Genomic DNA, 19,548 nt, shown 5'->3' on the forward strand with positions numbered 1-19,548 from the left:
ACGGCTCTCCTTCGGTCAGGCGCGTCGCCGCAGCGCCTTCCAGGCATCGCTGACCGCGTACACGGTCTCCAGCCGCCAGGTCTCCAGCTTGTCCTGGACCTTTGACACGACCTTTCGCCATTTGAACCACAGCGGCAGCTGCCAGAACGGGACAAAGGTCAGAGTGTCGTCGACGGCGTTTTCGGCGATGCCGCCATGGCCCTCGGCACGCAGCGCGGCGTACAGCTCAGGTGTCAACTCACCGTTGAGTCGGGCCGCGGTTCCCGCTGCGGTGAACGCGTACCCTCGCTGATCTCGGTCCGGCAACTGCATCGCCCGGAGAATCCGAGGCGAAGCGTCCTCCAGCGAGCAGTTGAAGGCCAACCCGATCACCGCCGTACCGAGATGATCCTCGCCACGCTCGAACGCGGCATCCCACTCCTCGGGGACGTCGAGTCCCAGCAGACGCTCGCCACTTTCCCAGTCCCACTCGGCCGCCATGTCTGACTCTCCCCATGTCAGCGACGTCGTCGCAGGGCCTGCCAGGTGTCTTCGGCCGTTTCCCCGGACCGCAGCCACCAGCTCTCCAGCTTGTTGCGCACCCGTGACGCGACCTTCCACCACTTGAACCGCGGAGGCAGCTGCCGGAACGGCACGAAGGTCAGGGTGTCCTTGATGGCGTACTCGGCAATGCTCTTGAGCCCCTCCGCGCGTAGCGCGGCATACAGCTCGGGGGTCAGCCGACCGTTGATCCGCGCTGCGGCACCGGCCGCGGTGAACGCGAACCCGCGCTGAGCGAGGTCCGGCACCCGCATCGCCCGGACAATCCGAGGCGATGCCTCCTCCAGCGAACAATTGAAGGCCAACCCGATCACCGCCGAACCCAGAGGCCACTCGCCCCGCTCGAAGGCAGCGTCAACCTCGGCTGGGTCGTTGATATGCGACACGCCTTCGCCGCTCTCCCAGTCCCACTTGGGCGCCATAGCCGGCTTTCCTTCCATGCGTAATCAGTCGCACGATGGCGGGAGCACCTTCTGCTTTTTGAGGTTGTTGATCATTCCATTCTTCTTCAACTTGTTCAGATCGCCTTCCGTGATGCTGTCCGACGGGTACTTGCCCTGGACATGCCCATGGTAGATCTCCTTGACGATCTTGCCGTTCTTGTCGGTCTCGTAATGGTGCCGATCAAGGACCACGATCTCGTTGTTGGCATGGTCCACGCCGAGGCGCCGGAATTTGGCCGGGTTGTTCGGGTCACCCAACGGGATAGACCGGTCCAGCGCGGCCTGGCCGTTGGCGGGGGCACGACCGATCTCGCCCTTGCCCGACGAACTGCTGCCCGAACCATGCTTGTCGTATGTCGAGTCGTCGTATATACGGGTCGGCTCCTCGCCCTCCAAACCGAGCGGGTCGCTCCACCGCAAGGGGTTGTCGACGTACGCATGGTGGTTCGGGGAGGGGGCAAGGCCAAGCGGGTCGGGTGAGAGGTAGCTCGCGGTGTCCGGGTCGTAGTAGCGGGACAGGTTGTAGTGCAGGCCGGTTTCCGGGTCGCGGTACTGGCCCGGGAAAGCCAGCGGGCACAGGCCCCCGTCGTCGCCGGCCAGGGGCCTTCCCCACAGGGTGGTGGCGGACCGCCAGGCGATCGCGCCGTCCTCGCCGACAAGTTCGCTGGGAGTGCCAACCAGGTCGGTGACGATCGCGTAGAACTGCCTGCTGACCTCGTCCGGGTCGGCGGTGCGCCACCGGCTCCGCACCTGGACTGCCGCGCGGTGGGTACCCGGCTCCCAGTCCCAGAGCCTGGGCCCGGACGATGCCATACCGCAGTTCGAGGATCCGAAGTTGCCTCGGATCCGAGACCGGCCTGCCAGCGAACTCGACGCGCGGCAAGGCGCCTCCCACCGATACCGGGCCATGCGAGACGCCATTCAGTCCATGGACGACACACTCCCCTGCAAATGCGAGATCACCAAGGAAGGGATCGTGCACGACATGCTGGCGCCCGTCGGCCCCCACGAGCTGACCACGCTGCACCTCCGCAGGCGCCTTGAGAAGGTCATGCCGGAGGAACCGGTCGCTCACACAGGGACGCCGGACGTGGAGGCCGAACCCGAGGGATCATGCGTCACCCTGACGTGATGGTGATCGCCTGGGCAGACATGGACGTCCCGGGTTCCTTCGACCCGCGTACCCTCATCGCGGCCATCGAAGTGGTCTCCCGCTCCAACCCGGACAACGACTGGGTGAGCAGGATGCGCGACTATTCCCTGCCCAGAGTAGGAGCGGCGTGCACCCCGGGCAGTGAGGAGCACGCCGAACGCCCCCGGACGTGACCTGATCCCCCGCCCCGAGCAAACCCCCGACGCCCTGTGTGCCGCCCTCACCGTCCTCGCTCCCGGCCGCTTGGAAGAAATGCAGGCCGCCCCAAGGAGGAAGCCTTCGCCAAGGCGGTGATTCGCCAAGGCGTGAAGGGTCCCGCAGCGTGGCCGCCGCTCGCCACAGAGTCGCCGCCCGCGGAAACGGGACCGCTCACACGACCGTCGTCGAGGTGACCGACCGACTCCGCCTGGACCACCCCCACGCGACACCCGGCCCCCGCCGACTAATGGTGGACTCATGGCAGAAGAGACCACCACCCTGACCGGCCAGCCTCCTCCCCCCGTACGGGACTGGCCGCCCCGCGAACTGCACGCGACCGACTTCGACCCGGTGCTCGCGGAGCTGATGCGCGAGGGGCCGCTGACCCGGATCCGGCTCCCCCACGGGGAGGGCTGGGCGTGGCTGGCGACCCGCCACGAGGACGTGAAGGCGATCACGAACGACCCCCGCTTCAGCCGCGCCGAGGTCGTCGACCGCCAAGTCACCCGTATCGCACCGCACTTCAAGCCGAAGCCCGGGTCACTGGCGTTCGCCGACCAGCCCGACCACAACCGGCTGCGCAAGGCGGTGGCGGCCGCGTACACCGTGGGAGCCGTGAAGCGGCTGCGCCCCCGCGCCCAGGAGACGCTCGACGCGCTCGTGGACGCGGTGGCGAAGGACGGTCCCCCCGCCGACCTCGTCGAGCGCGTCCTCGAACCCTTCCCCATCGCCGTCGTCTGCGAGGTCATGGGGGTACCCGAGGCCGACCGGGAGCAGATCCACGCGTGGACCCGGCAGATCATCTCGACCGCGGGAGGCGCCGAGGCCGCGGAGCGTGCCAAGGACGGGATGTACGGCTGGATCACCGAGGCCATCCGCGAGCGGGCCGGGAGCCAAGCCGAGGACGTCCTCTCGCTCCTCGGCGCCGCCGTCGGCCGCGGTGACATCAGCGAGGCGGAGGCCATCGGCATCGCGGGGCCTCTTCAGATCGGCGGCGAGGCCGTCACCCACCACGTCGGCCAGATGCTCTACCTCATCCTGACCGACCCCGAGCTGCTCGATCGCCTGCGCTGCCAGCCCGAGTCCCGTCCCGCCGCCATCGACGAACTCCTGCGCTTCATCCCGCACCGCACGTCGGTCGGCCTGGCCCGCATCGCCCTGGAGGACATCGAGATCCAGGGCGTACGGATCACCGCGGGCGACCCCGTCTACGTCTCCTACCTCGCCGCCAACCGCGACCCGGACGTCTTCCCCGACCCCGACCGCATCGACATCGACCGGGACACCAGCGCCCACCTCGCCTACGGCAACGGCCCCCACTACTGCACCGGCGCCGTCCTCGCCCGGATGCAGACCGACCTCCTGATCAACACCCTCCTCGACCGGCTGCCGGGGCTGCGCCTCGCCGTCCCCGCCGATGAGGTCCCCTGGCGGCAGCGCACGATGATCCGCGGACCGGTGGCACTCCCCGTCACCTGGTGATCCGGAGCATGGCAGAAGGGCCCGTACGACCGAAGTCGTACGGGCCCTTCTCGGAGCTCTTGAAGGAGCTACCAGGCGTTCAAGCCAACAAGTAGGACTACTTGTTGATCTTGATGACCTGGCCGGCGCCCACGGTCCGGCCACCCTCACGGATGGCGAACTTCAGGCCCTCTTCCATGGCGACGGGCTGGATGAGCGAAACGGTCATCGTGGTGTTGTCGCCCGGCATGACCATCTCCGTGCCCTCGGGGAGGGTCACAACACCGGTCACGTCAGTCGTACGGAAGTAGAACTGCGGACGGTAGTTGTTGAAGAACGGCGTGTGACGGCCACCCTCGTCCTTGGACAGGATGTAGGACTGGGCCTCGAACTCGGTGTGCGGCGTGACCGAACCGGGCTTGATGATGACCTGGCCGCGCTCGACGTCCTCGCGCTTGATGCCACGGAGGAGCAGACCGACGTTCTCGCCCGCCTGGCCCTCGTCGAGCAGCTTGCGGAACATCTCGATGCCGGTGACCGTGGTGGTGGTCTTCTCGGTCTTGATGCCGACGATGTCGACGGTCTCGTTGACCTTGAGGACACCACGCTCGATACGGCCGGTGACGACCGTACCGCGACCGGTGATCGTGAAGACGTCCTCGATGGGCATGAGGAACGGCTTCTCGACGTCACGCTCGGGCTGCGGGATGTTCTCGTCGACGGCCTTCATCAGGTCGAGGACGGTCTGACCCCACTCCTTGTCACCCTCAAGAGCCTTGAGCGCCGAGACCTTGACGACCGGAAGGTCGTCGCCCGCGTACTCGTACTCGGAGAGGAGCTCACGAACCTCGAGCTCGACGAGCTCCAGGATCTCCTCGTCGTCCACCATGTCGGCCTTGTTCAGGGCGACAACGATGTACGGAACGCCGACCTGGCGGGCCAGGAGCACGTGCTCCTTGGTCTGCGGCATCGGGCCGTCGGTGGCCGCGACCACGAGGATGGCGCCGTCCATCTGCGCCGCACCCGTGATCATGTTCTTGATGTAGTCCGCGTGACCGGGGCAGTCGACGTGGGCGTAGTGACGCGTCTCGGTCTGGTACTCGACGTGCGCGATCGAGATCGTGATACCGCGCTGGCGCTCCTCGGGAGCCTTGTCGATCTGGTCGAAGGCCGAGGCCTCGTTCAGGTCCGGGTACGCGTCGTGCAGCACCTTGGTAATGGCGGCCGTGAGGGTCGTCTTACCGTGGTCGATGTGACCGATGGTGCCGATGTTGACGTGCGGCTTAGTCCGCTCGAACTTTGCCTTCGCCACTGGGTCCTCCTGCGGAGTGGTTCTGGTACGCCTTACTCATCGGCGCCAGGTGATCTTTGCTGGGATGCCGCCCGCCGGGGTTCTGTCCCGGGGACGATCGCTCGTCCCTTGGCCGGGTTGAACCCCCGGCGGTCGGTGTCAAGCCTAAAGCGTGCAAACGGGGTGTGTTACTCGCCCTTGGCCTTCGCGATGATCTCCTCGGCGACGTTCCGGGGAACCTCGGCGTAGGAGTCGAACTGCATCGAGTAGCTTGCGCGACCCGAGGTCTTGCTGCGGAGGTCGCCGACGTAGCCGAACATCTCCGAGAGGGGCACGAGGCCCTTCACGATACGAGCACCGGCACGCTCGTCCATGGCCTGGATCTGGCCACGGCGCGAGTTGATGTCGCCGATGACATCGCCCATGTAGTCCTCGGGCGTGGTGACCTCGACGGCCATCATCGGCTCGAGCAGCACGGGGCTGGCCCTGCGCGCACCCTCCTTGAAGGCCTGCGAACCGGCGATCTTGAACGCCAGCTCGGAGGAGTCGACCTCGTGATAGGCACCGTCGAGAAGCGTGATGCGAACACCAGTCATCTCGTAGCCCGCCAGGATGCCGAACTGCATGGCCTCCTGCGCACCGGCGTCCACCGACGGGATGTACTCCCGCGGGATACGGCCACCGGTGACCTTGTTCACGAACTCGTACGCCGGACCATCGGTCTCGGTGATGGGCTCGATCGCGATCTGCACCTTGGCGAACTGACCGGTACCACCGGTCTGCTTCTTGTGGGTGTAGTCCACGCGCTCGACGGCCTTACGGATCGTCTCACGGTAGGCGACCTGCGGCTTACCGACGTTGGCCTCGACCTTGAACTCACGGCGCATACGGTCGACCAGCACCTCAAGGTGCAGCTCGCCCATACCACCGATGATGGTCTGGCCGGTCTCCTCGTCCGAGTGAACCTGGAAGGAGGGGTCCTCCTCCGCGAGACGCTGGATGGCTACACCCAGCTTCTCCTGGTCACCCTTGGACTTGGGCTCGATGGCGACCTGAATGACCGGCGCCGGGAAGTCCATGGACTCCAGGATGACCGGGTTCTTGTCGTCGCTGAGCGTCTCACCGGTGGTGGTCTGCTTCAGGCCCATCACGGCGACGATGTCGCCGGCGCCCACCGACTCGATCTCCTCACGCTTGTTCGCGTGCATGCGGTAGATCTTGCCGATGCGCTCCTTCTTGCCCTTGACGGAGTTCAGCACCGCGGTGCCGGACTCCAGGCGGCCCGAGTAAACCCGGACGAAGGTGAGCTTGCCCAGGTGCGGGTCGCTCATGATCTTGAACGCGAGGGCGGACAGCGGCTCGTCCACCGACGGCTTGCGCTTGATCACGATCTCCGGGTTCTTCACGTCGTGGCCCTCGATGGCCTCGACGTCAAGCGGAGTCGGGAGGTAGCGCACGACCGCGTCGAGCAGGGGCTGAACGCCCTTGTTCTTGAACGCGGTGCCACAGAACACCGGGGTGACCGTGACGTCGTTGGACTTGCCGGACGCGATGGTGACGCGACGGATCGCGGCGTACAGCTGCTCCTCGGTGGGCTCCTGGCCCTCCAGGAACAGCTCCATGATCTCGTCGTCGTTCTCCGCGACGGTCTCGACCAGCTTGCCGCGGTACTCCTCGGCAGCCTCGGCGTGCGTGGCGGGGATGTCGACGACGTCGTACATCTCGCCCTTCTCCGCCTCGGCGGACCACACGAGCGCCTTCATGCGGACCAGGTCCACAACGCCCTTGAAGTCCATCTCGGCACCGATCGGCAGCTGCATGATGATCGGAACGGCGCCAAGCCGGTCCTTGATCATGTCCACACAGCGGTGGAACTCCGCGCCGGTCCGGTCGAGCTTGTTGACGAAGCAGATACGCGGCACGCCGTAGCGGTCGGCCTGACGCCACACCGTCTCGGACTGCGGCTCAACGCCGGCGACACCGTCGAACACCGTGACGGCACCGTCGAGGACGCGCAGCGAGCGCTCCACCTCGACCGTGAAGTCGACGTGCCCCGGGGTGTCGATGATGTTGATCGTGTAGTCGTTGTCCTCGAGCGGCCAGTGACAGGTGGTCGCAGCAGAGGTGATCGTGATGCCACGCTCCTGCTCCTGCTCCATCCAGTCCATGGTGGCAGCGCCGTCGTGGACTTCACCGATCTTGTAGCTGACGCCGGTGTAGAAGAGGATCCGCTCAGTGGTGGTCGTCTTGCCCGCGTCGATGTGAGCCATGATCCCGATGTTGCGGACCCTGGCAAGGTCAAGTGAAGTGGTAGCCATAAGGCTTCGGTCTTCTCTCGGTCTCGATGGGGGTAGCGACTACCAGCGGTAGTGCGCGAAGGCCTTGTTGGACTCGGCCATCTTGTGGGTGTCCTCGCGCTTCTTCACAGCGGCACCAAGGCCGTTGGAGGCGTCGAGAAGCTCGTTGAGCAGACGCTCGGTCATGGTCTTCTCGCGACGGGCGCGGGAGTAACCGACGAGCCAGCGCAGCGCGAGCGTGCTGGCGCGACCGGGCTTGACCTCGATCGGCACCTGGTACGTCGCACCGCCGACGCGGCGGGACTTGACCTCGAGGGTCGGCTTGATGTTCTCCAGAGCGCGCTTGAGCGTGATGACCGGGTCGTTGCCGGTCTTCTCGCGCAGGCCCTCCATGGCGCCGTAGACGATGCGCTCGGCGGTGGAGCGCTTACCGTTCATCAGCACCTTGTTGATGAGCGACGTGACAAGAGGGGATCCATAGACCGGGTCGATGATGACCGGGCGCTTCGGGGCGGGGCCCTTACGAGGCATTTCTACTTCTCCTTCTTGGCGCCGTAGCGGCTGCGGGCCTGCTTGCGGTTCTTGACACCCTGGGTGTCGAGCGAACCACGGATGATCTTGTAGCGAACACCGGGCAGGTCCTTCACACGGCCGCCGCGCACGAGCACGATCGAGTGCTCCTGCAGGTTGTGTCCCTCACCCGGAATGTACGCAGTGACCTCGATCCCGCTGGTCAGACGCACACGCGCGACCTTACGCAGGGCCGAGTTCGGCTTCTTCGGGGTGGTCGTGAACACACGCGTGCAGACACCGCGACGCTGGGGCGAACCCTCGAGTGCGGGCGTCATGTTCTTCTTGACCTTGTCCTGCCGGCCATTCCGGACCAGCTGCTGGATCGTAGGCACTACTTCTCCGGTTTCTGTGTGCCGAATGGTGGAGCTAACCTGGAACGTCACCGACCCACGCGGTCGGGTGTGTCGAAGCCTGCAGACTCCCGCCGCAAGGCGAAAAGAGCGCAGATTCACGGTGGCCGCTTACGACTTCCTCTGCGGTTCGAAGGCACGCAGCGGAGCCAGGGCACACCCCAGGCACAAGGTATGAGCGTACCTACCTCATTCGCTGTGGTCAAAACAAATGCCCAGCGGCCGGCACACGGGGGGTTCCGGACGGGTCCGGACCGGGATGTGCGAGTCTGTCGCGATCTTACGTACAGACAGTTCACAACCACCCGGACAGTGAGTCACGCTCTGGGCCGGTGGCCGGACGGGGGGAACCGTCATGAGCACGATCTCCGACAGCGCGGCGAAGGAGTCCGCCATAGCGGACCGGCAGCGGCGGGACTGGCGATCGCGAATACCGGGCGGCCACCTGGCCGGCCACCTCGCACTGCCGGCAGGCGTACGGCCGTACGCCGCCCCCCTGCTCCTCTACGGCGTCACCAAGCTCGTCGGACTCGGCGTCTTCGCCCGGCTGCTGGAAAGCGCCGGCGCGTACCACGAGAAGAACCCGCGCTTCGGGGGCGGCGCCCACTGGTGGGACGTGCTCGGCAGCTGGGACGGCTGGTGGTACCTCCAGGTCGCGGAGAAGGGGTACGACCCCGGCCCGCTGGAGCGGCTCGACCCGGGCGGCATGTTCACGGTCAAACAGAACTCGGTCGCCTACTTCCCGCTCTACCCGGGTCTGATCCGGGCAGTGTCCGAGATCACCGGCCTGGGCCTGTTCGGGGCCGGCCTGCTGGTCTCGGTGCTGGCCTCGTTCGTCGCCGCGGCCGGCATCTACGCCGTGATCTCGCTGCTCGCGGGGGCCCGTGCGGGCACGATCGCCGCCGGGCTGTGGGCCGTGTCACCCGGCGCCGGCACCGAGTGGGCGGTGTACTCGGAGTCCCTGTTCGTGGCGATAGCGGCCTGGTGCTGCTACGCCGTGATGAAACGCCAGTGGGTGGCGGCCGGACTGCTCGCCTTCGCCGCCGGGCTCAGCAGGCCGACGTCCGCCGCGCTCATCGGCGCCGTGGGACTGGCCGCGCTGGTCACGCTCGCCCGGCGCGAGAGCAGACGAGAACACGGGGTCTCGGGCCCGGTGTACGCCATCTTCGCCGCGCCGCTCGGCCTGCTCACCTACCTCACCTGGGTCGGCCTCAGCACGGGCGACCTCACGGCGTACTTCACACTCCAGAAGGAGGGGTGGGCGCACTACTTCGACTTCGGCCACTACACGTACGACGTCCTGCGCAACACGGCGGTCGGCAAGCACGACTACATCTTCGCGTTCGGCGTCCCGGACCTGCTCGCCGTACAACTGGTGCTGGCCCTGCCCTTCCTGATCGCACTGATGCTGCGCAAGCGACCGCCCCTGGTGCTGGTCGCCTACACGCTGGCCGGCATCGTCTCCGTCCTGGGCACCCAGCAGATGTTCGGCAACACCTCGCGCTACCTGCTCCCCTGCTTCCCGCTGCTCCTCGCCCCGGCAGCCGCGATGAGCCGCCTCAAGCTGCCGACCCTGCTGGTGTTCTTCACGACGGCCGCGGTGGCATCGGGGTGGTACGCGCACTATGTGATCTTCGAGCTGGGGATTCCATAGATTCCGTAGGGCGAGCGGGTCACAGAACGGCCCTCAGCGGCGCTGAAGGGCCCGTACAGGCCCTGGGCCCACCGACGACACACGATGACACGCCGAAGGGCGGCCACCCCGTACGAAACGGAGTGGCCGCCCTTCGGCAGACGTACGCCTTACTGGTTGTACGGACCGTAGTCGTAGTCCTCCAGCGGGACGGCCTGGCCGGAGCCGGTGCCGAACGGCGAGTAGTCGATGTCGTCGTAGCCGACGGCCGAGTACATCGCGGCCTTGGCTTCCTCGGTCGGCTCGACCCGGATGTTGCGGTAGCGGGACAGGCCCGTACCGGCCGGGATGAGCTTACCGATGATGACGTTCTCCTTGAGGCCGATCAGGGAGTCGGACTTAGCGTTGATCGCCGCGTCCGTCAGAACCCTGGTCGTCTCCTGGAAGGACGCCGCCGACAGCCACGACTCGGTGGCGAGCGAGGCCTTGGTGATACCCATCAGCTGCGGACGGCCGGAGGCGGGCTGACCGCTCTCCTGGACCACACGACGGTTCTCGGTCTCGAACTTCGAACGCTCGACCAGCTCGCCGGGCAGCAGCTCCGCGTCGCCCGACTCGATGATCGTCACACGGCGCAGCATCTGCCGGATGATGATCTCGATGTGCTTGTCGTGGATCGACACACCCTGCGAGTTGTAGACCTTCTGGACTTCGCCGACCAGGTGGACCTGGACCGCGCGCTGACCGAGGATCCGCAGCACGTCGTGCGGGTTGGTGGCACCGAAGGTGAGCTTCTGGCCCACCTCGACGTGGTCACCCTCACGCACCATGACCTTGGCACGCTTCGAGATCGGGAACGCCGTCTCGTCGCTGCCGTCGTCCGGGGTGACGACGATCTTCTTGGTCTTCTCGGTCTCCTCGATACGGATGCGGCCGGCCGCCTCCGAGATCGGGGCGACACCCTTGGGCGTACGAGCCTCGAAGAGCTCGACGACACGGGGCAGACCCTGGGTGATGTCGTCACCGGCCACACCACCGGTGTGGAAGGTACGCATCGTCAGCTGCGTGCCGGGCTCACCGATGGACTGGGCGGCGATGATGCCGACCGCCTCACCGATGTCGACCAGCTTGCCGGTGGCCAGCGAACGGCCGTAGCACATGGCGCAGGTGCCGACGGCGGACTCGCAGGTCAGGACCGAGCGGGTCTTGACCTCCTCGATACCGTGCTTGACGACCTCGTCGATGAGGACGTCGCCCAGGTCGGTGTTGGCCGGGGCCAGCACCACACCGTCGACGACGATGTCCTCGGCCAGCGCACGTGCGTACACGCTGGTCTCGACGTTCTCCGCCATCCGCAGCACACCGTCCGCGCCGCGCTCCGCGATCTTCAGCTTGAGGCCGCGGTCGGTGCCGCAGTCCTCCTCGCGGATGATGACGTCCTGCGAGACGTCCACCAGACGACGGGTCAGGTAACCCGAGTCGGCGGTACGCAGGGCGGTGTCGGCCAGACCCTTACGAGCACCGTGAGTCGAGATGAAGTACTCGAGCACCGACAGGCCTTCACGGAAGGAGGCCTTGATGGGGCGCGGGATCGTCTCGTTCTTGGCGTTCGACACCAGACCACGCATACCGGCGATCTGACGCATCTGCATCATGTTTCCTCGGGCACCCGAGTCAACCATCATGAAGATGGGGTTGGTCTTCGGGAAGTTCGCGTTCATCGCCTCGGCAACCTCGTTGGTCGCCTTGGTCCAGATCGCGATGAGCTCCTGCGTGCGCTCGTCCTTGGTGATCAGACCGCGCTCGTACTGCTTCTGGACCTTCTCGTCCAGCGCCTCGTAGCCCTTGACGATCTCCTTCTTCGCCTCGGGAACGACGATGTCGGAGATGGCCACGGTGACGCCGGAACGGGTCGCCCAGTAGAAGCCGGCCGCCTTCAGGTTGTCGAGCGTCGCCGCCACGATGACCTTGGGGTAGCGCTCGGCGAGGTCGTTGACGATCTCGGAGAGCTGCTTCTTGCTGACCGCGTAGTCGACGAACGGGTAGTCCTCGGGCAGCAGCTCGTTGAAGAGCGCACGGCCCAGCGTCGTACGGAGACGGAAGACGTCTCCCTGCTGCCACTCCGACTCGCCCTCTTCGCGGACCGGCGGCACCCAGCCACGCGGCGGGATGGTGCCCACCGGGAAGCGGATGTCGACGGCCGACTGGAGCGCGAGCTCGCCGGCGTCGAACGCCATGATCGCCTCGGCCGTGGAGCCGAAGGACCGGCCCTCGCCCTTGACGTCACGCAGCTCGCCGTCCGTGGTCAGGAAGAACAGACCGAGGACCATGTCCTGGGTCGGCATCGTGACCGGGCGGCCGTCGGCGGGCTTCAGGATGTTGTTCGAGGACAGCATCAGGATGCGGGCCTCGGCCTGCGCCTCCGCGGAGAGCGGCAGGTGCACGGCCATCTGGTCACCGTCGAAGTCCGCGTTGAACGCGGTGCAGACGAGCGGGTGGATCTGGATGGCCTTGCCCTCGACCAGCTGCGGCTCGAAGGCCTGGATGCCGAGGCGGTGCAGCGTCGGCGCACGGTTCAGCAGAACCGGGTGCTCGGCGATGACCTCTTCCAGGACGTCGTACACGACCGTGCGGCCGCGCTCGACCATGCGCTTGGCGCTCTTGATGTTCTGCGCGTGGTTGAGGTCCACGAGCCGCTTCATCACGAAGGGCTTGAAGAGCTCCAGCGCCATGGCCTTGGGCAGACCACACTGGTGCAGCTTCAGCTGCGGACCGACGACGATCACGGAACGCGCGGAGTAGTCCACACGCTTGCCGAGCAGGTTCTGACGGAAACGACCCTGCTTGCCCTTGAGCATGTCCGACAGCGACTTCAGCGGACGGTTGCCGGGGCCCGTGACCGGGCGACCACGACGGCCGTTGTCGAAGAGCGCGTCGACGGCCTCCTGAAGCATGCGCTTCTCGTTGTTCACGATGATCTCGGGGGCGCCGAGGTCAAGGAGTCGCTTCAGACGGTTGTTGCGGTTGATCACGCGGCGGTACAGGTCGTTCAGGTCGGAGGTCGCGAAGCGGCCACCGTCCAGCTGCACCATCGGACGCAGGTCCGGCGGGATGACCGGGACACAGTCGAGGACCATGCCCTTGGGCTTGTTGCTGGTCAGCAGGAACGCGGAGACGACCTTCAGGCGCTTGAGCGCACGGGTCTTCTTCTGGCCCTTGCCGGTACGGATGATCTCGCGAAGCCGCTCGGCCTCTTCGTTCAGGTCGAAGGACTCCAGGCGCTTCTGCAGCGCCGCGGCACCCATCGAACCGTCGAAGTACGTGCCGAAGCGGTCACGCAGCTCGCGGTAGAGAAGCTCGTCGCCCTCCAGGTCCTGGACCTTGAGGTTCTTGAAGCGGCTCCACACCTCGTCGAGACGGTCGATCTCGCGCTGCGCACGGTCACGCAGCTGCTTCATCTCACGCTCGGCACCTTCGCGCACCTTGCGGCGTACGTCGGCCTTGGCGCCCTCGGCCTCGAGCTCGGCCAGGTCGCCCTCAAGCTTCTTGGCACGGGATTCGAGGTCGGAGTCGCGACGGTTCTCGACCTGCTGACGCTCGACGGAGACGTGCGCCTCCAGCGAGGGCAGGTCACGCGTACGACGCTCGTCGTCGACGTACGTGATCATGTACGCCGCGAAGTAGATGACCTTTTCCAGGTCCTTCGGAGCGAGGTCGAGCAGGTAGCCAAGACGCGACGGAACGCCCTTGAAGTACCAGATGTGGGTGACGGGCGCGGCCAGTTCGATGTGGCCCATCCGCTCACGGCGCACCTTGGCACGAGTGACCTCTACGCCACAGCGCTCACAGATGATGCCCTTGAAGCGGACGCGCTTGTACTTGCCGCAGTAGCACTCCCAGTCCCGGGTCGGACCGAAGATCTTCTCGCAGAAGAGTCCGTCCTTTTCGGGCTTGAGCGTGCGGTAGTTGATGGTCTCAGGCTTCTTGACCTCGCCGTGGCTCCACTGACGGATGTCGTCAGCGGTGGCCAGACCGATCCGGAGCTCATCGAAGAAGTTGACGTCGAGCACTATGCGTCAATCCCTCTCAGGGTTGTAAGTCTTAGGGGTCTGATACGGGGGTCCTGGGGCCGGCGGGCTCATCCCTGAGCCCGCCGGACTCCCGTCAGACCTCTTCGACGCTGCTCGGCTCGCGCCGGGACAGGTCGATGCCGAGCTCCTCCGCCGCGCGGAAGACGTCCTCGTCGGTGTCGCGCATCTCGATGGACATGCCGTCCGAGGACAGCACCTCCACGTTGAGGCACAGGGACTGCATCTCCTTGATGAGCACCTTGAAGGACTCGGGGATGCCGGGCTCTGGGATGTTCTCGCCCTTGACGATGGCCTCGTAGACCTTCACGCGGCCGGTGACGTCGTCGGACTTGATGGTCAGCAGCTCCTGGAGGGCGTACGCGGCGCCATAAGCCTCAAGCGCCCACACCTCCATCTCACCGAAGCGCTGGCCACCGAACTGGGCCTTACCACCCAGCGGCTGCTGGGTGATCATCGAGTACGGACCGGTCGAGCGGGCGTGCAGCTTGTCGTCGACCAGGTGGTGGAGCTTCAGGATGTACATGTAGCCGACCGAGACCGGCTCCGGGAACGGCTCGCCGGAGCGGCCGTCGAACATCCTTGCCTTGCCGGTCGGGAGCACCATGCGGTCGCCGTCGCGGTTCGGGATGGTGTGCTGGAGCAGGCCGGCCAGCTCGTCCTCACGCGCACCGTCGAAGACGGGGGTGGCGACGTTGGTACCCGGAGCGACCTTGTCGGCGCCGATGGCCTGGAGGCGCTGCGCCCAGTCCTCGCCGAGCCCGGAGACGTCCCAGCCGCGGCTGGCGAGCCAGCCGAGGTGGATCTCCAGGACCTGTCCCGGGTTCATTCGGGACGGGACACCGAGGGGGTTGAGGATGATGTCGACCGGGGTGCCGTCCTCCAGGAACGGCATGTCCTCGATCGGCAGGATCTTCGAGATGACGCCCTTGTTGCCGTGGCGGCCGGCGAGCTTGTCACCGTCCGTGATCTTGCGCTTCTGCGCCACGTAGACACGAACCAGCTGGTTCACGCCCGGCGGCAGCTCGTCGCCCTCTTCACGGTCGAAGACGCGGACGCCGATGACCTTGCCGATCTCGCCGTGCGGCACCTTCAGCGAGGTGTCGCGCACTTCGCGCGCCTTCTCACCGAAGATCGCGCGGAGCAGGCGCTCCTCGGGGGTCAGCTCGGTCTCGCCCTTGGGCGTGACCTTGCCGACGAGGATGTCACCGGCGACGACCTCGGCACCGATACGGATGATGCCGCGCTCGTCGAGGTCGGCGAGGACCTCCTCGGAGACGTTCGGGATGTCCCGGGTGATCTCCTCGGGGCCGAGCTTGGTGTCACGGGCGTCGACCTCGTGCTCCTCGATGTGGATCGAGGAGAGGACGTCGTCCTGTACGAGGCGCTGCGACAGGATGATCGCGTCCTCGTAGTTGTGACCCTCCCACGGCATGAACGCCACGAGCAGGTTCTTGCCGAGCGCCATCTCGCCGTTCTCGGTCGCCGGACCGTCGGCCAGAACCTGACTGGCCACGACCCGGTCACCCTCGTCGACGACAACCTTCTGGTTGACCGAGGTGCCCTGGTTCGAGCGGGAGAACTTCGCGAGGCGGTACGTGGTGTACGTACCGTCGTCGTTGGCGGTGGTGATGTAGTCCGCGGAGACCTCCTGGACCACACCGTCCTTCTCCGACTTCAGGACGTCACCGGCGTCGACCGCGCAGCGGTACTCCATGCCGGTGCCGACCAGCGGCGCCTCGGACTTGATGAGCGGCACGGCCTGACGCATCATGTTCGCGCCCATCAGGGCACGGTTGGCGTCGTCGTGCTCGAGGAACGGGATCATGGCGGTCGCGACCGACACCATCTGGCGCGGCGAGACGTCCATGTAGTCGACGTCGTCACCGGGGACGTAGTCGACCTCTCCGCCACGACGGCGGACCAGCACGCGGGACTCCTCGAACCGGAGTTCTTCGGTGAGCGGCGCGTTGGCCTGCGCGATGACGAATCGGTCCTCTTCGTCAGCCGTGAGGTAGTCGACCTCGTCGGTGACGACACCACCGGTGACCCTGCGGTACGGGGTCTCGACGAAACCGAACGCGTTGATCCGGCCGTAGGAGGCGAGCGAGCCGATCAGACCGATGTTCGGGCCTTCAGGGGTCTCGATCGGACACATGCGGCCGTAGTGCGACGGGTGAACGTCACGGACCTCGAAGCCGGCCCGCTCACGCGACAGACCACCAGGGCCCAGCGCGTTCAGACGGCGCTTGTGGGTCAGACCCGACAGCGGGTTGTTCTGGTCCATGAACTGCGACAGCTGGCTGGTGCCGAAGAACTCCTTGATGGAGGCGACGACCGGCCGGATGTTGATCAGGGTCTGCGGCGTGATCGCCTCGACGTCCTGAGTCGTCATGCGCTCGCGGACGACGCGCTCCATACGAGCCAGACCCGTGCGGACCTGGTTCTGGATGAGCTCGCCGACGTTGCGCAGACGACGGTTGCCGAAGTGGTCGATGTCGTCGGTCTCGACGACGATCGAGGTGCCGTTGGGACCAACGGTCTCGGTCTCACCGGCGTGTAGCTTCACCAGGTACTTGATCGTCTCGATGATGTCCTCGACGGTCAGGATCCCGGCGTCCAGCGGGGCTTCGCCGCCCAGCTTCTTGTTGACCTTGTAACGGCCGACGTTGGCCAGGTCGTAGCGCTTGGGGTTGAAGTAGAGGTTCTCGAGCAGCGTCTGCGCGGCCTCACGGGTCGGCGGCTCGCCCGGACGCAGCTTGCGGTAGATGTCGAGCAGCGCGTCGTCCTGGCCCTGGGTGTGGTCCTTCTCCAGGGTGGCGCGCATGGACTCGTACTCGCCGAACTCCTCCAGGATCTGCTCGGTCGTCCAACCGAGAGCCTTCAGGAGAACGGTGACGGACTGCTTGCGCTTGCGGTCGATGCGGACACCGACCATGTCGCGCTTGTCGATCTCCATCTCCAGCCAGGCACCCCGGGACGGGATGACCTTGACCGAGAAGATGTCCTTGTCGGACGTCTTGTCGATGGAGGAGTCGAAGTAGACACCCGGCGAACGGACCAGCTGCGTCACGACGACACGCTCGGTGCCGTTGATGACGAAGGTGCCCTTGTTGGTCATGAGCGGGAAATCGCCCATGAAGACCGTCTGGGACTTGATCTCGCCGGTCTCGTTGTTGGTGAACTCGGCGGTGACGAAGAGTGGCGCGGAGTACGTGAAGTCACGGTCCTTGCACTCGTCGATGGAGTTCTTCGGGGGCTCGAAGCGGTGGTCGCGGAACGTCAGGGACATCGACCCTGAGAAGTCCTCGATCGGAGAGATCTCCTCGAAGATCTCCTCAAGACCGGACTTGGTGGGGACGTCCTGTCCACTTTCCAGAGCCGCCTCGACACGAGCCTTCCACGAGGCGTTGCCGAGCAGCCAGTCGAAGCTTTCGGTCTGCAGCGCAAGAAGGTTCGGAACCTCGAGGGGCTCCTTGATCTTTGCAAAGGAAATGCGCAGCGGGGCGGTGCTGGCGCCGTTGTTCGTATTCGCGGTCGAGGCAGTGCGCGAGGCGGCCAAGAGGGGGTCCTTCCGAGGGCTCGGACTCACTACGCGCGTACCGGTCCCATGTCGGACACAGAGTTGAGGCGTTCCCGAATCGGCCAGAAAAGGCCAGGTCAGAGACGATCCATTCCCCAGTGTTCGTACACGAGTATGCCCCTGGTGACGGGCAGGAGGCAGCTAACAGGCAGCGCAAAGGGTCAGTGTAGCCACTAGGCCCACTGATGTCCAGTGCGGGTTTTTGAAGACCCTCGTTGTTCTCAACCCCTGCTGCAAGCCACGCCCTCGATGCACATCGATACTGCCCTCTTCGCCACCGATCCATGCCTCGGATCCGGATCGTTGTGACGACGCGTCCTGAGAATTGCGCGCTGCGTGCGGTTCGTCAAGGCCCCCCATGCCCAAACCGAGTGCAGCGATTGTCACGCACAGCCTGTCTTGCAGCCCGTCACTGGGGCGGCCGGAGGCACAACGAAGATCACCTTACTCGTCGCGACCACCAGCGCAAGGCAGCCGCTTGCGGACCCCCAGGAACGCGGAAGAGCGACCACCCAGTTGGGTGATCGCTCTTCGGTGCGTCAGCGTTACAGCGCTACGTGAGCGGCTGTGTCAGCGCGCTGGAGCCCGGTGGGGACTCGCGAGGTGTTACTTGACCTCGACGCCGGCGCCGGCGCCCTTGAGGGACTCGGCAGCCTTCTCGGCGGCCTCCTTGGTGACCTTCTCGAGGACCGGCTTCGGAGCGCCGTCGACGAGGTCCTTGGCCTCCTTCAGACCCAGCGAGGTCAGCTCACGCACGACCTTGATGACCTGGATCTTCTTCTCGCCGGCACCCGTGAGGATGACGTCGAACTCGTCCTGCTCGGCCTCGGCCTCGACCGGCGCAGCGGCGGCGGCGGGACCGACGGCGACCGCGGCGGCGGCGGTGACGTCGAACTTCTCCTCGAAGGCCTTTACGAACTCGGCAAGCTCGATGAGGGTGAGGTTCTCGAACTGCGCGAGCAGCTCTTCCTGGGACAGCTTCGCCATGATGGCGTCCTTCCACTAATTCGGCAGGTGCCGGTATGTACGGGTGAGGCGGGCGTACGTTCGGCCCGCTGCGACCGTCGCCTCAGGCGGCGGTCAATGCGCGAGCCGAGTTACTCGGCACCGCCCTGCTCGTCCAGCTTGACGCGAAGCGCTTCCGCAGTGCGGACGAACTTCGACGGCAGCGCCTGGAAGAGCGAGGCAGCCTGAGACTGCTTGCTCTTGAAGGCACCGGCCAGCTTGGCGAGCAGAACCTCGCGGGACTCGAGGTCCGCAAGCTTCTTGATCTCGTCGGCGGACAGCACCTTGCCGTCAAGGACACCGCCCTTGATGACGAGGTTGGGGTTGTCCTTGGCGAAGTCACGAAGACCCTTCGCCGACGTCACCGGGTCACCGGTGATGAAGGCGACCGCCGTCGGACCGTTGAACAGGTCGTCGAGCGTAGAGATCCCGGCCTCGTTGGCCGCGATCTTGGTCAGCGTGTTCTTCACCACGGCGTACTGGGCGTCTTCACCGAGCGAACGACGCAGCGTCTTGAGCTGCGCCACGGTGAGACCCCGGTACTCGGTCAGCACGGCGGCATTCGAGCTACGGAACTGGTCCGCGAGCTCGGCTACCGCGGCAGCCTTGTCGGGCCTTGCCATAAGCGTGGCCTCCTTCCGGGTGATGAGGACCGCTCAGAAGGGGCTGAGGAAAACGAAACGCCCCGGCGCAGGCGCACGGGGCGTAGCTCAACTTGAATTCCTTGGGAGAATTCCAGGAGCATGTCCACAGTCACCTACGCGGGTCGTCCGCAGTTTCAGCGGATCCTTCGGTCACCCTGTCCTCTTGCGAGCACAAGACAACGACCAGCGGTCTTTGGCTTCTCCGGAAGAGTACGTGAACGGCCGCGCGTCAGGCAAATCCGCCCGTAAGCAGTGCTCACCGGCTCGGTCCGGCACACTCACGCGGTGG

13 protein-coding genes and 1 pseudogene are annotated in these 19,548 nt (G+C 65.9%); 3 read left to right on the top strand and 11 right to left on the bottom strand.

Going from position 1 to position 19,548, the window contains the following annotated elements:
- Positions 1–15 precede the first annotated feature (15 nt).
- The 3 genes from ACIPC1_RS30925 to ACIPC1_RS30935 are packed head-to-tail and all read right to left on the bottom strand — an operon-like array spanning position 16 to position 1,796.
- Positions 16–480 (bottom strand): hypothetical protein, encoded by a 465-nt coding sequence (locus tag ACIPC1_RS30925; RefSeq protein WP_402522862.1) that lies wholly within the window; start codon positions 478–480, stop codon positions 16–18.
- 17 nt (positions 481–497) lie between these two features.
- Positions 498–962, bottom strand: coding sequence for a hypothetical protein (locus ACIPC1_RS30930; protein ID WP_402522865.1), 465 nt, complete (start codon positions 960–962; stop codon positions 498–500).
- A 24-nt stretch (positions 963–986) separates the two neighbouring features.
- On the bottom strand, positions 987–1,796 hold the full coding sequence (locus ACIPC1_RS30935; protein WP_402522867.1) for an RHS repeat-associated core domain-containing protein: 810 nt from the start codon (positions 1,794–1,796) through the stop codon (positions 987–989).
- A 94-nt stretch (positions 1,797–1,890) separates the two neighbouring features.
- On the opposite strand from ACIPC1_RS30935, the pseudogene ACIPC1_RS30940 reads away from it, so the two are divergent.
- Positions 1,891–2,246, top strand: a pseudogene (locus ACIPC1_RS30940) (Uma2 family endonuclease); the annotation flags it as partial.
- A 346-nt stretch (positions 2,247–2,592) separates the two neighbouring features.
- Positions 2,593–3,816 (top strand): cytochrome P450, encoded by a 1,224-nt coding sequence (locus ACIPC1_RS30945; RefSeq protein WP_402522868.1) that lies wholly within the window; start codon positions 2,593–2,595, stop codon positions 3,814–3,816.
- 97 nt (positions 3,817–3,913) lie between these two features.
- Here the strand turns inward: ACIPC1_RS30945 and tuf are convergent, their stop codons facing one another.
- The 4 genes from tuf to rpsL form a co-directional block, all read right to left on the bottom strand.
- The gene (gene tuf, locus ACIPC1_RS30950) at positions 3,914–5,107 is read right to left on the bottom strand and encodes an elongation factor Tu (RefSeq protein WP_365442151.1); all 1,194 of its coding nucleotides are present in this window, start codon (positions 5,105–5,107) and stop codon (positions 3,914–3,916) included.
- A 167-nt stretch (positions 5,108–5,274) separates the two neighbouring features.
- Positions 5,275–7,404, bottom strand: a complete 2,130-nt coding sequence (gene fusA / locus ACIPC1_RS30955; RefSeq protein WP_384380377.1) for an elongation factor G — start codon at positions 7,402–7,404, stop codon at positions 5,275–5,277.
- 39 nt (positions 7,405–7,443) lie between these two features.
- Entirely contained in the window at positions 7,444–7,914 is a 471-nt protein-coding gene (gene rpsG / locus ACIPC1_RS30960; RefSeq protein ID WP_055517367.1) for a 30S ribosomal protein S7, read from the bottom strand.
- A gap of 2 nt (positions 7,915–7,916) precedes the next feature.
- Complete coding sequence (rpsL, locus tag ACIPC1_RS30965) at positions 7,917–8,288, bottom strand: 30S ribosomal protein S12 (RefSeq protein ID WP_050372972.1); 372 nt, start codon at positions 8,286–8,288, stop codon at positions 7,917–7,919.
- Positions 8,289–8,661: 373 nt separating this feature from the next.
- Between rpsL and ACIPC1_RS30970 the strand changes: the two genes are divergently transcribed.
- Entirely contained in the window at positions 8,662–9,960 is a 1,299-nt protein-coding gene (locus ACIPC1_RS30970) for a glycosyltransferase family 39 protein (RefSeq protein WP_402522872.1), read from the top strand.
- Between the two features lie 149 nt (positions 9,961–10,109).
- Here ACIPC1_RS30970 and ACIPC1_RS30975 read toward each other — a convergent pair whose 3' ends face one another.
- From ACIPC1_RS30975 to rplJ, 4 genes are all read right to left on the bottom strand, one after another.
- Positions 10,110–14,009, bottom strand: coding sequence for a DNA-directed RNA polymerase subunit beta' (locus ACIPC1_RS30975; RefSeq protein ID WP_365442145.1), 3,900 nt, complete (start codon positions 14,007–14,009; stop codon positions 10,110–10,112).
- Between the two features lie 94 nt (positions 14,010–14,103).
- The gene (gene rpoB, locus ACIPC1_RS30980) at positions 14,104–17,589 is read right to left on the bottom strand and encodes a DNA-directed RNA polymerase subunit beta (protein ID WP_402522875.1); all 3,486 of its coding nucleotides are present in this window, start codon (positions 17,587–17,589) and stop codon (positions 14,104–14,106) included.
- 627 nt (positions 17,590–18,216) lie between these two features.
- Entirely contained in the window at positions 18,217–18,597 is a 381-nt protein-coding gene (gene rplL, locus ACIPC1_RS30985) for a 50S ribosomal protein L7/L12 (RefSeq protein WP_365442141.1), read from the bottom strand.
- Between the two features lie 110 nt (positions 18,598–18,707).
- The gene (gene rplJ / locus ACIPC1_RS30990) at positions 18,708–19,238 is read right to left on the bottom strand and encodes a 50S ribosomal protein L10 (protein ID WP_402522878.1); all 531 of its coding nucleotides are present in this window, start codon (positions 19,236–19,238) and stop codon (positions 18,708–18,710) included.
- Positions 19,239–19,548 lie beyond the last annotated feature (310 nt).

Source organism: Streptomyces sp. NPDC087263, from assembly GCF_044744645.1.
Taxonomy (GTDB): domain Bacteria; phylum Actinomycetota; class Actinomycetes; order Streptomycetales; family Streptomycetaceae; genus Streptomyces.

Coding starts and splice junctions, on each gene's coding strand:
- ACIPC1_RS30925 (WP_402522862.1), bottom strand. CDS start 480: ATGGCGGCCGAGTGGGACTGGGAAAGTGGCGAGCGTCTGCTGGGACTC.
- ACIPC1_RS30930 (WP_402522865.1), bottom strand. CDS start 962: ATGGCGCCCAAGTGGGACTGGGAGAGCGGCGAAGGCGTGTCGCATATC.
- ACIPC1_RS30935 (WP_402522867.1), bottom strand. CDS start 1,796: ATGGCATCGTCCGGGCCCAGGCTCTGGGACTGGGAGCCGGGTACCCAC.
- ACIPC1_RS30945 (WP_402522868.1), top strand. CDS start 2,593: ATGGCAGAAGAGACCACCACCCTGACCGGCCAGCCTCCTCCCCCCGTA.
- fusA (WP_384380377.1), bottom strand. CDS start 7,404: ATGGCTACCACTTCACTTGACCTTGCCAGGGTCCGCAACATCGGGATC.
- rpsG (WP_055517367.1), bottom strand. CDS start 7,914: ATGCCTCGTAAGGGCCCCGCCCCGAAGCGCCCGGTCATCATCGACCCG.
- ACIPC1_RS30970 (WP_402522872.1), top strand. CDS start 8,662: ATGAGCACGATCTCCGACAGCGCGGCGAAGGAGTCCGCCATAGCGGAC.
- rplL (WP_365442141.1), bottom strand. CDS start 18,597: ATGGCGAAGCTGTCCCAGGAAGAGCTGCTCGCGCAGTTCGAGAACCTC.
- rplJ (WP_402522878.1), bottom strand. CDS start 19,238: ATGGCAAGGCCCGACAAGGCTGCCGCGGTAGCCGAGCTCGCGGACCAG.